Source organism: Methylobacterium sp. WL116 (assembly GCF_008039455.1).
Lineage (GTDB): Bacteria > Pseudomonadota > Alphaproteobacteria > Rhizobiales > Beijerinckiaceae > Methylobacterium.
This window is the reverse complement of sequence record NZ_VRUV01000011.1, coordinates 20,326-31,649: the sequence shown is the minus strand read 5'-3', so window position 1 is coordinate 31,649 and position 11,324 is coordinate 20,326. Positions and strand designations below refer to the sequence as shown.

The window sequence follows — 11,324 nt, the reverse complement described above, 5'->3', positions numbered from 1 at the left end:
CTTGAGCCTCATGGTCGGCGATAAACGATGAAGGGGCCCGATCGGGCCCCTTCATCGTTCAAGCTGCGGCCGCCATTGGCCTGGTTTTACTCCGCCACAGCGGCCTGGAATTGGTCCGCCCTTTACACGTGCGCCAAGACCGCCTGCTGCAGCGTGGCGCGGTCCTCGATCCGGGTCGAGAACGAGCGGGTCACCGCGCAGCCCTTGCGGTGGGCCGGCAGCGCGCTGAGCGGCAGGCAGGACAGACCGCGCAGCTCGTGGATGATGCGCTCGCCCACCACCGTCAGGGCCTTGCGCACCGGGCGGGGGTCGAAGTCGGCGAGATCGGCCACGCTGTCGACGCCCACGGCTTCGAGCTTGGCGAGCGAGGCGCGGCCGATGCCCCAGACCTCACCGGCGGGGATGCGGCAGAACCAGTGGTCGTACTCGGCCGGATCGGTGAGGTCGCAGACACCGTCGAGTGGCACGATGCGCTTGGTGATGTGGTTGGCGAGCTTGGCCAGCGTCTTCGTCGGGCCAATGCCGACGCAGGTCGGGATGCCGGTCCAGGCGCGCACCGTGGCGCGGAGGTCGCGGGCCAGCGCGACGCGGCGATCGGCCCGCACGTCCGAGAGGTCGAGGAAGCTCTCGTCGATGGAGTAGATCCCCACCATGGGGGAGAAGTCACGGTATCGCGCGGCGCGATTGGTCGACCTGGACGGTGGAGATCTACGAAGCGTCGGGCCGGCACGTACTCTCGACGCCGTTCACCGACGTGCTGGCCAGTCGGCAGGCGCGGCACGGCTGAGGAAGCAACCAAAAAAGTACATGGCAGATAGCGCCTGACGGCACCTGCTCCTCTACTACCGTCCGATGACGAAAAAGTGCGGGAGCATCAGCGGTCGTCGCGGGTGGCACGCTTTCCACCAACACCTTCACCATGTCGGCGCGGCTACTGAGCATGACGGCCGGGGGCTCGCCAACGAGAGCCTTCCATCGCTTCACAAACTCCCCCTCCGATATATCGTCGAGGGTGTCCGGCTTAGCGGTCGCGAGGTCGATTCGAGTACGATCGGACTCCGTCATGCTTCACCTACTCGGCGCCCCTACGACAAGTTTCGCAGTAGGGGACGCTGACACGAAGGATCCCGTGGGCTGGTTAAGCCGCATTCAAACGGAGGGCACGGACGAGTCTCGGAATGGCTCTGAGATCCGAGCTATCCTGGGCGGTGATCCGCACAAGCGTATGATGCTCAGGCTCCTATGATGCAAGGCAACAAGCTCAGTTGTAGCTCGAACCTTCCGGCCGTCCCAATCTGTGTTAACACTCAGCCATGATAGCTATATTTCGAAACATCACAAATAAACGGGGGCGCCCGAAAACGACGGGCAAGGGTATGCTCATCGGGGTACGCTTCCACGATGAGCAGCTAGCTCCGCTCGATGCCTGGATCGCGGAACACCCAGAGCCGAAACCATCGCGACCTCAGGTAATCCGCGAGGCAGTAGCCGCGCATTTGAGAGCGAAGGGCTATCCAAAATGACCGACGCGCCGGATCCCGACCGCACGGCCCATGCGATTGCTAGAACGTATCCGCAGCATTTTGTATACAGGCGAAGAGTCTGGCTCATCCTCGTAATGAGCAAACAATCGTCACGCAGATGGTTCAGGCGATCCGCCCACAGATCGGTAGTGGCTCCAGGAGCGCGATCGTCAAAGCTCCCAACGCTGCCTTGTCGGTCTGGGAACAGCGTGACCTGGATGTCGATGGTCCTCGCTTCGTAGTGATCAATCAGACTGAGAGCTCTGTGGCCCTTGGATAGCTACAGATATCGAAAGATCCGAGATCGGTGCGCCCTCAAGGTCAACAGTCCTTTTTGCGCAGTATCGTCCCGTCATCAGCGTTGACTATGGCCGGGCGGGATACGAGTTCTGCGGCCTCGAACGCCGAGGCCTGTTCGATTTTGCTGCAGCAAGCGGCTATGTCTGTGCCGACCTGTTCGGAAAGCTTGTTAGGAGGAGGCGGCCTGGAACGCAGTCGCAAATTTCGCTACATGAAGCTTTTTCCCAGTGCCGCATGAACGCAAAATTGAATGGATGTCTTAATTTATCCTGTGATAGCACTGCCAGTATGCTAATAGGGCAAGGGCCGACTGATTATACTCTGACCATGGGCGGCTGATACATGCATGAACCTTGTTTGAAAAAGATTTTACCTTTGTCGGCGTTATCGTTTAAATCCAGCGCAGCTGATCCGCTGCTACCCCTGAGTTCGATTAATAATGTGTTAATTTAGATACATCCAAGCAGAAGCTTCCGTCTTTACTAAAAATATATCATAGGTTAAGGACGCCTAGCTCGCCCACCGTAGTCTCCCGTTCGGGGAACTGTTAACAGGGTGGAAGCGGACCATGAGCGAGAATGTTCAGCCCGGATCACAGACCGGAGTCGAAGAAGTTGTCCTGAACAAAGCCGATCTGGGGACCTGCCGGAGAGCCTTCATCCAGGCACTCGGCCTCGGCACCGTAGGAGCGGCCATACTCGGAGCTGCTGGTCCAGATGCTGCTATGGCGCAAGGCGCGCCCGCAGACATCACCGATATCGACATTGTTCAGTTCGCACTCAATTTCGAGTATCTGGGTGCTGAGTATTATCTGCGCGCTGTCAATGGCACAGGCCTCAAGGCTGGCGATATCGACGGCGTTGGGGGCGTGGGAACTGTCAACGGCGGCAAGCAGGTGCCGTTCGCGGATCCTTTCATCCGCAAATTCGCTTTCGAACTGGGGGCCGATGAAGAAGCCCATGTTCGGACACTTCGCGCCGCGCTACCGGATGCGAGCCGAATTGGCCGGCCGCAACTCGATCTCGATTTCGCATTCACCTTCGCGGCTCGCTCGGCCGGGCTCGTCGGACCGAACGACCGTTTCGACGTTTATGCCAGCGATGACACGTTCCTCCTGGGGGCCTTCCTGCTCGAGGACGTTTGCGTCACAGCCCTAATCGGCGGTGCTCCATTCATTAAGGACAAAGGCGTTCTTATGACGGCCTCCGGCTTCCTTGGTACCGAGGGATACCAGGCGGGCGCTATCCGTACCCTCCTCTATTCCCGTGGCCTGATCACTCAAGCAAATGCGATTTCGAACGCGCGCGATGCCCTCGACGGTAACACCGATCTCGACCAGGGCATCAGTGGCGATCAGTCGGCGACACCAGGCTTCTCTCAGAACGATGCCAATCTTGTTCCAGCCGATCGCAACAGCCTCGCTTTCGGACGAACGTTTGGTCAAGTATTGAACATCGCCTATTTAAACACTACGCAAAGCCCAGGCGGCTTCTTCCCGCAAGGTCTCCGCGGTCGACTGCGGTAATTTCCAGCATTGGCTGCAACGACAAAGCAAAAAATAGAGAGTTAAGAACTCAACAAACCATGAGTACGACCACGCAATTGAAGATCGCGTGGTCGTTTATTAAGTCGTCTTGCGCAGTTCACACGGCGGCTTTAAACTGGTGTTCCGCTGTCCTACAGACATATCCATGCGCAGGCTGTCTTTGAAGAAAGGAAAGCTGTCAGTCGTGGGATCGCTGATTGCTGGTCTCTGCTATGTTGGACGGTTTCCCTGCACCTACGACGATAGCACCGGTCGTATCCGAGCGAGCGCTGGCGAGCTAGTGCAGGATCTCGAACTAAAGAGGCCTGCGAACTCGGGTTCGTCGCGGATGCAGCGACCAAGGCTTCGTAACTTCTGGCTCGGTGGACCAGTCGGACGGACGCTCCGCCTGGACATCCAATCTGAGGAGGGACTCAAGACGCCCCGACCAAGGCGTCGAGCGTCGGGAACTTGGCAATAGGTTCGATGCATATCTAAGAATGGCCTCATCTTCTGATCCAACTCTCCCGTCGTTGGTCGTCAAACGTGGACGCTTAGGGAACATTCATTTGCGCTTGACGACACACAATGGAAATCTGAAAGCCAGCTTGAAAGATGTTGGCATAGTTGGTAGGCAGCAGACCGATATGGATCAAAGTGTCCGCAGTAAAATTGCTGCTCTCGCCGAAGACTTCTTGCGCATGACCGAGCAAAAGCACAAAGCATAGATTATAAATTCAACGTTTGATACATGTATGCTTGCTTCGATGTCTAGTGTAGCGGAAAAACTTAGATACCGTCTTTGCATTGTGTTCGCTGGGATGACATGGCGATGCTGAACAGATATATCTCGGTTCTTATCATCCTAGCTGTATGATCATAGGGTGTGACGGCTCAGTCTTCGCATCGGAGTGGGGGGGCGCAACTCAGAGCCAGGCTCTTCACGGCAGCGCCAACAACGACAGAAACGGTCCCTCAGGCGATCCAGTATAGTCAAGCGAGCCTGAGGGCACACTCGAAGCGCTACCGGATCAATCCGAAGACGGTTGCCAAGTGGAGGCAGCGGTCCTCGGTTGCCGACCAGCGCACGGGATTGGGGATTCCGCGTTCGACGGTGATGTCGCCAGAGGACGAGGCGGTCGTTGTCGCCTTTCGCCATCACACGCACCTGCAGCTCGATGACTGCCTCAGCGTGCTCCAGGCGACGATCCCGCAGCTGACCCGCTCGTCGCTGCATCGTTGCCTATAGCACCACGGCAGTAGTCGATTGCCGGAGGTCGAGGGCGACAAGCCCAAGCGGTTGCGCTTCATGGCCAACCCGCTCGGCTACTTCCAAATCGATTTGGCTGAAGTCCGCACGGCCGAAGGACGGCTCTACCTGCTCGTGGCCATCGACCGCACGACCATGTTCGCCTTCGTCGAACTCCATGAGAAGGCCACGCGGCGGGTCGCAGGCGACCTTTCTTCACCATCTCATTGAGGCCATGCCCGACAAGGTGCGCGTGGTGCTCACCGCCAATGGCACCCAGTTTACCACGCCCGGCAACGTTGCTTCGGCTGCTTCCATCATCAGGGAGGCGATTGCAGCCGGCGAGACATTCCGAGTTCACAGCTTTGAGCCCGCCTGTCCCACAACAATATCGACGATCGCTTAGACGAACCTTGGCACCTCTGGATCAATGGACAGGTCTGGCAGATTAACCGCACGATCAAGGACGCGACGGTCAAGCGTTATAACTACGACAGCAAAGTGCCGCTCTGCGCTCACTTGGCCGACTTTGTCAGTATTTACAACTTCGGTACGCTGCCTAAAGACCTTGAATGGCTTTACGCTCTATGAGGCCAACTGCGAGGCATGGTTCGCCGAGCTTAGCCGCCCGCGCCGATCCACCTGCTGTTCGACACCGCCCGCGCGAATCTGTCGAGCCTCCGTCAAGTTCCTCGACCGCATGCGTCGTCACGCTAAGAGCAGGGCTTGGCAGTAAGGGTGGCCTGCATCGTAGGAAAGGGGGAATACGTCCGCATAGCAGCGACGCTCTTTGATCGGTCACTGCGTGCATTGGGCCGACATCCGAGCTATGCCGCCTACAGCGTTCGGCAGGTGCGAGCATTGTCTGCCCCGCACTTGTGCGCACCGTAAAGCGTTCTCAGACAGGCGAAGCCTACGCCGGCTCAAATCTTGATCGTGCCATTCGGAAGTGTCACCACGACACGCGGCTTGATCGGTCGGATGTCCCAAAGGTTAGCTTCGGCGTAGCGAATAATCCGCGTCCCATCGTTTGCGATGGGATAAAGATAGCAATGATCGAGCGCCAGCACCAAGCTCGGCACGTTGGCGCCACGCGAAGGATCAGCATTCAAATTGAACTGCATAACATCCTGAAAGCCGGTCGGAGCCCGTGCCATTATGTCAATGAATTGATCAACCACTCCGAAATCCAAACCGAGCGAAAGTCTCAGCCGCTTGATCGGCTCCGCTGCCGGATGGTCGGGCGCCGTTCGAAGCAGCGTCAGCTTGAGGTGCGCTTGCCCGCTTTTTGGCATCTCCCAATGATGGGCTGTCGGAACTCCGAACAGCGGGGGGATCGTCCGCGGCAAGCGTTTCGAATGATCGGCGATGCGAAGTTCCGGCCGGCCGTTTTCACGATAGTGCAGTAGCGGGTTGACCTTTCTGCCCACCACGTCTGGATAGCGTCCAAGATAGCTGAACGTGCTAAAATGCGGATGCGGATCGAGACCTTTCGCAGCACCGACCTTGAGGTAGTGCCGCAGGGGATTTTGCCAGGCTCTCGTCTGAAGCCGATAGAATGCAGTGTCGAAGTCCGCGTTCGGGTCGTAACCCCGGCGCCCACCAATCAGGCTGTAATGCAGGTAGGGATCGAGGGCGGAGGCTGCCGCATCAGGATGGCTGCGCAGGTAATAAGCGGTGTCGAACAACTTCGGCACCCGGCCTAGAATGATGCGGCGCAAAACGCCGGTGAGCCTTCGGCCGAGGCGCGGTGCGGCAGTGTCGATCATGAGGCAATCGGTCGTGCGCGGCTCGGTCATGCGAAAGTCGAGGCCTCGCAGATCCGGCGCAGATGTTCGCGGTAGGCCTCCGGCGCGCATTCCGAGCGGATGCGTGCTAGTCCCGCGGACTGTACGCGTCGCCAGAGGTCGGCGTTCTCGTGGAGGCGCACGAGCCCCTCAGCGAAGGCTTCCGGATCTAGCCAGTCGCAACTCTCGAAGCCGACGCCTTCCTCCCAGCCGATCTGCGCGGCCAGGATCGGCGTGATGAAGCATGGAAGTCCGTGCCGTACCGCGTCGTGTACCTTGTGCGGGATGCCGGCGGCAAAGCGTGTCGGAGCGAGGCAGACGCGGGCTGCATCGAAGAACGGTCCCGCCTCGGGCACCCGGCCCATCACCATGACACCAGGCCTCGTGTAGCGGGCGCAAATCGCGGGCGCGATAGTGCCGACGATCCGCAGCGTCGTGCCGGGCATTCGCGCCCGCAGGCGAGGCCAAACCGCATCGAAAAACCAATCTAGCGAATCGACATTTGGCAGCCCGTCCTGCTCCAACGCGCCGATGAACAGGAACCCAGCCCGATCGGCGAAGCGTGGGCCAGAGGTCTCCGGCAACGCCATGGCGTGACCGAGGACCGTTGCATTGACGCGGGCGTAGCTCGCCAACAGCCGCGACTCCGCCTCGGAAACGCAGACAACCTGATCAGCATTCGCGTAATACTGCGTCTCGGAAATGGCAGCCTTCGCAAGATCGGCCGCGGTGCCCAAACCCTGCTCCATCACGGCTCCGACGAAGGAGCGGGACGCGAACAGGGCTTCGGAATCGAAGACGACTCGGGATTTGACGAAGGCGCGCGGGCTTGATCTGACATCAAAAAGAAGCTGCATCACGAGGGCGATGTTGTGCGGTCGGCTGACCCAGAGAACATCGAAATAGCCCGGTCGCTCGCCGATCAACCGCGCGAGGCCATCGCGGCCGTCCGAGGCGAGGATCTCTACCCGCTGATCGATGTCGCGGCAGCGCTGAGCCTGCTCGGCATCTGCCCGGTAGATCGGATAGAGCGTCACCCCGTAGCCGAGTTTGGCCATCGTATTAACGATGTGGTTTGCGCGCGGATAGCCGGCGCCCATATCGAGATGCGGCACGGTGTCGTCGATGAACAGGACGCGTAACACCCACGGGTCGTGGTCCCGGGCGGCAAGCCCTGATTGCGACGGGCCCTGGTGGAAGAGCCAGTCGCGGTGCCGCTCCAGAAACAGTGCACGGTTGCGATCGAGGAGCATCTCCACATCGGCGCGCTTGGCGCTGGTGGCGTTCTCAAAATGCACCGCGATGGCACGGGCCTGGTAGATCACGCGCCGCCCGGCCTGATGGCATCGCACGCAGAGGTCAGTATCCTCGAAATAGGCCGGTGCGTAGGCGTCGTCAAAGCCACCGAGCGTCTGGAACAGCGCCTGCTCGATCATCAACACGGCGCCGGAGACGTATCCGACATCGCGGGTGAAGCCGGCTTCCGGTGCGAACGGGTCGGGTACCCCACGAAGATAGGGGTAGGTGATCTGCGCATCCTCTTGGAAGTTAGCGCCCGCCTCCTGCAGGATGCCGCCGGGGAACACGAGGCGCGACCCGACAATCCCAACATGGTCGAGATTGGTGAAAGTCTGCGCCATAGCCCGAATTGCGCCGGGCATTAGGTCGACGTCGGGGTTGAGAAACAGGATGAGACGGCCGCGTGCGCGTGCCGCGCCGTCGTTGCAGGCCGGCCCGAACCCGGCATTCGCCGCGTTTCGGATGAGCGTCGCTCCGTCAATCCGGTCGAACAGGGCACCGGTTTCGGGCATCGACGCGTTGTCGACGACGATCACCTCGAACGGCACGCCTGCAAGCCCCTGCTGCGCCGCGAGGCGCCACAGGGTGAGCGCGAGGATATGGCGGGCGTTCAACGAAACAATGACGATCGAAATGAGCGGTGCTTCTTCCGGCCGAAAAGCGATCCGCACGTCGTTGAGAAAAAGGGCGTCCCAGATCAGGCGCGCTTCAGCGATCACCACCCGGCGCCCGACGTCGGCATCGACGGCGTCGAAAGACTCAACCAGGATGGTTTCGCTCTTAGCTGCGTCACCCTTGGACACGTCGCTTTCGGCGCTACCTTCCTCGACGCCGCCACCCTTGCCGGCGGTGCTCTCGAGCAGATCGGTCTTGGGCATGTCGCTCATGGCTGGATTGTCCCGCCCGCATGCGCGGATGCGATCGCGATCCGGCCGATCAGGTCGTCTGTGAGGAACAGCACCGTCCCGTTCGGGGCGATTGGAGCCAGTCCGATGCCCGACACGCTGACGACCGCAGGAACCGGTGTCAGCTCCCGGCGCGGCGCCTCGAAGGCGAAGCCGGGCGACAAGCTGAGCGGTGCGATCCCGTCGAGCGTAAGCTCATGCGCGCGGCCCCCATCGGGCTCGAGTAAGAACGCGGCAACTGCACGAACACCGGTGAGAAGGTGGCTCGGCAGGACAAGCGCCAGGGCAAACCCGTTCGCGCTTGCGCCGACGCAGCGCGCCGCGGTCGCCCAATCGGGCTGGACGTCGCGGAACGCACGGGCGGCAGCCTCACGGATCTCCCGAGGCAAGCGTTTCTCGCGGACCCATTCCGGCGACATCGCCACGACGACAAGACCGAGCGATGCCGTCGTCTCCCGTGCCGGCGTGGAACCGGCAAACCAGCGGCGGCGCTCCGGTGCGTACCTGATCGCTTGTGCCGCCGTCTCGCCCAGGCGCTCGGTCGCCAATAGCCGGCCAAAGGCCGGATGGTCCTGAAGCGCGGAATTCGCCGAGCGGACACCGATCGGCCAGGACTGCTCCATCGATTCGACGATTGCGGCGGGCGGTGCGACGGCAACGGGTCGCCTGTGACTTGCGGCGTGGATCACGTCAGCGAGTTCGGCCTCGGCCTGCAACGAGATCGCGTTGAAGCGCGCAAACAGTGTAGCGCAAGCCTGCGTCAACGCTGAGAGACCGGCGGGATCCGAACGCAGCGCCAGGATCGCCGCTTTAACCTCGGCGACGTCCGCGCAACGATGCGCCAACTCCTCGGCGCCGAACCCCTCGAAGCCTATCGCGGTGCCGACCACCGGCACGCCGTAGGACAGGGCCTCGGCGACTTTCATCTTCAGGCCGCTGCCCATCAGCATCGGCGCCACGATCACGTCGGTCTCGGCGTAGAACCTTTCGAGATCGTCGACGTAGCCGAGCAGCATCACCCCCGGCAGGTCAAGGCCGCCCAGCGCGTGGCAGATCTCGCCGGCGATCCGCAATTCCGGCTTGTCCGGTGTCCAGCCCGCGGCCCATGCGTGGGCGAACTTGCTGATTGAGAACAGGTTGGGATCGTTGCCGTGCCCGACGAAGCCGATCCGTGCGATCACGCGCGGCGCTGAGAACGGTGCGCGGACCGGAAATACCGGCGGCAGCAGCAGCACCCGCCGGTCGGTCAACCCGGCGAAGTAAGCCGCCTCCTCCGATTGGATCGCTAGCACCACATCGGCGCGGTCGAGCGCAGCCGCCTCGCTCTTGCGGTCGGTGTAGTAGAAGTTTGGTTCAGCCCGAAACGGACGGTACTGCAGCTGCCGGTCGGCGAAGCGGTCATGCGTGTCGATGAGCTTGAGCATGTCCTGCGCGTAATCGAGGCAGCGCGACAGGAACATGTAGTTGACGAGGATCGCCACGGTGTCGGGGTGTTCCGCCGCATACCACGCCACGAACCGGTCGAGCGCTGCCGAGCCCCATTCGTCGATCCCGAAAATTAGGGAGCGCGTTTTCAGCGGGATCGTCTCGTTCGCTTCAATCAGGAATGTACGCTGGAAGCTCGCTTGCATCGCCGCGAGATCGGTTGGCGGATGCTGGCCGAAGCGGCGGTAGACCTGATCCTCGTGGGCGAAGTAGGCGAAGTCGACGGCAAAGCCCGCGCGTTGAAGCGCCGAACAGGTGAGCGCCAGCCGTTTGCGGTTGCCGGCGCTGGCTGGCACGGCTGGCATCGGCGCAACTACGAGGACCGTGGCGATCGGTGTCAGAGTGGACGACGGGGTCTCGGCGCTCATCCGGCAGCTGCGCTCAGTCGCGCCGCGGCGAAGCCGCCATTCGCGATCAAGAAGACACGTCGGGGTCGCCCAACCTCTGGTCCCCAAAACGGATCAAGGTCAAGATCCATCCGCGACGCCGGCGAGAACGTCATGCGCGCCGTCGCGACGCGGGCGCAGCGGAGTCCGGACCCGGAATCGAACAAGACGTAGTTCGGCACCTCCGTGCCCGAGACGCTGCAGGCTCGCGGATCGTCGGCGAGCGTGACCTCCGGCCCGTCCTTCGGCACCGGAACGTCGCGAATAGCCGGCGCCAGCAGGGTAATCGGGTCGGCCAGGGCAGTGGCGTTCTGAGGCGTCATCGACGAGAGCACGGCTCGGGCCATCACGGCGGCGTCGCCGGGTGACAGCGTCCCCGCCGGCTCGGCCGGGCCGGTCGCAAGGGTGATGGGATGGAAATGCGTGGCGACGACGAGCCGTGTCCCGCGTGCAAGTGCCGTCCCCGCAGCGTCGCCTCGTGTGCGCAGCAGCAGCAAGCCAGTTGGCCGCTTCTCCCGCGCCGTCATGCCGGCGAACGCCCAGGTCTCGAGTGTCACGTCGCCGGGCGCGACCACCGCGAGGGGAATCGGCATTGAGGTCGGCAGGCGAAAGCTGCAGAGAACCCAATCGGATCCGAAGCGGAAGATGCGGGCGTCGCACCGGGTGGACGCGCCTTCACGGTAGAACGACGCGGTCATCCGTTGCCTTCATGAAACGATCGCATCGCTACAATTCACGGTTCGAACGCATAACGCTCGCGGCGCTGTGTCCGTCCCCCGAGGGCGAGCGTGGTACGGGAGCGCCGGTGCATGCGCAACCCGGTTGAAGCCACGGCCTACGTGAAGATGTCGCTGTCCGAAGAGCT

5 protein-coding genes and 2 pseudogenes are annotated in these 11,324 nt (G+C 61.5%); 2 read left to right on the top strand and 5 right to left on the bottom strand.

The genetic code is table 11. The features are described 5' to 3' along the window. Positions 1–128 precede the first annotated feature (128 nt). Positions 129–677 (bottom strand): annotated as a pseudogene (locus FV223_RS02505) (Y-family DNA polymerase); the annotation flags it as partial. 1,714 nt (positions 678–2,391) lie between these two features. On the opposite strand from FV223_RS02505, the gene FV223_RS02490 reads away from it, so the two are divergent. After that, entirely contained in the window at positions 2,392–3,348 is a 957-nt protein-coding gene (locus tag FV223_RS02490) for a ferritin-like domain-containing protein (RefSeq protein ID WP_147725314.1), read from the top strand. Between the two features lie 873 nt (positions 3,349–4,221). Then, positions 4,222–4,883 (top strand): annotated as a pseudogene (locus FV223_RS31450) (IS481 family transposase); the annotation flags it as partial. A 637-nt stretch (positions 4,884–5,520) separates the two neighbouring features. On the opposite strand, the gene FV223_RS02480 reads toward FV223_RS31450, so the two are convergent. From FV223_RS02480 to FV223_RS02465, 4 genes are read right to left on the bottom strand one after another with little or no spacing between them, the layout of a single operon-like run. After that, the gene (locus FV223_RS02480; protein ID WP_147725313.1) at positions 5,521–6,396 is read right to left on the bottom strand and encodes a hypothetical protein; all 876 of its coding nucleotides are present in this window, start codon (positions 6,394–6,396) and stop codon (positions 5,521–5,523) included. Continuing rightward, on the bottom strand, positions 6,393–8,570 hold the full coding sequence (locus tag FV223_RS02475) for a glycosyltransferase (RefSeq protein WP_246689581.1): 2,178 nt from the start codon (positions 8,568–8,570) through the stop codon (positions 6,393–6,395). The genes FV223_RS02480 and FV223_RS02475 overlap by 4 nt, the downstream gene beginning before the upstream one ends. Beyond that, positions 8,567–10,441: a glycosyltransferase gene (locus FV223_RS02470; protein ID WP_147725312.1), complete on the bottom strand. Its 1,875-nt coding sequence runs from the start codon at positions 10,439–10,441 to the stop codon at positions 8,567–8,569. Before FV223_RS02470 ends, FV223_RS02475 begins: the two co-directional genes overlap by 4 nt. After that, on the bottom strand, positions 10,438–11,157 hold the full coding sequence (locus FV223_RS02465; RefSeq protein WP_147725311.1) for a hypothetical protein: 720 nt from the start codon (positions 11,155–11,157) through the stop codon (positions 10,438–10,440). Before FV223_RS02465 ends, FV223_RS02470 begins: the two co-directional genes overlap by 4 nt. Positions 11,158–11,324 lie beyond the last annotated feature (167 nt).

Excerpts from the sequence above, each read along its gene's own strand:
- FV223_RS02465 (WP_147725311.1), bottom strand. The coding sequence starts at position 11,157 with ATGACCGCGTCGTTCTACCGTGAAGGCGCGTCCACCCGGTGCGACGCC.
- FV223_RS02480 (WP_147725313.1), bottom strand. The coding sequence starts at position 6,396 with ATGACCGAGCCGCGCACGACCGATTGCCTCATGATCGACACTGCCGCA.
- FV223_RS02475 (WP_246689581.1), bottom strand. The coding sequence starts at position 8,570 with ATGAGCGACATGCCCAAGACCGATCTGCTCGAGAGCACCGCCGGCAAG.
- FV223_RS02490 (WP_147725314.1), top strand. The coding sequence starts at position 2,392 with ATGAGCGAGAATGTTCAGCCCGGATCACAGACCGGAGTCGAAGAAGTT.
- FV223_RS02470 (WP_147725312.1), bottom strand. The coding sequence starts at position 10,441 with ATGAGCGCCGAGACCCCGTCGTCCACTCTGACACCGATCGCCACGGTC.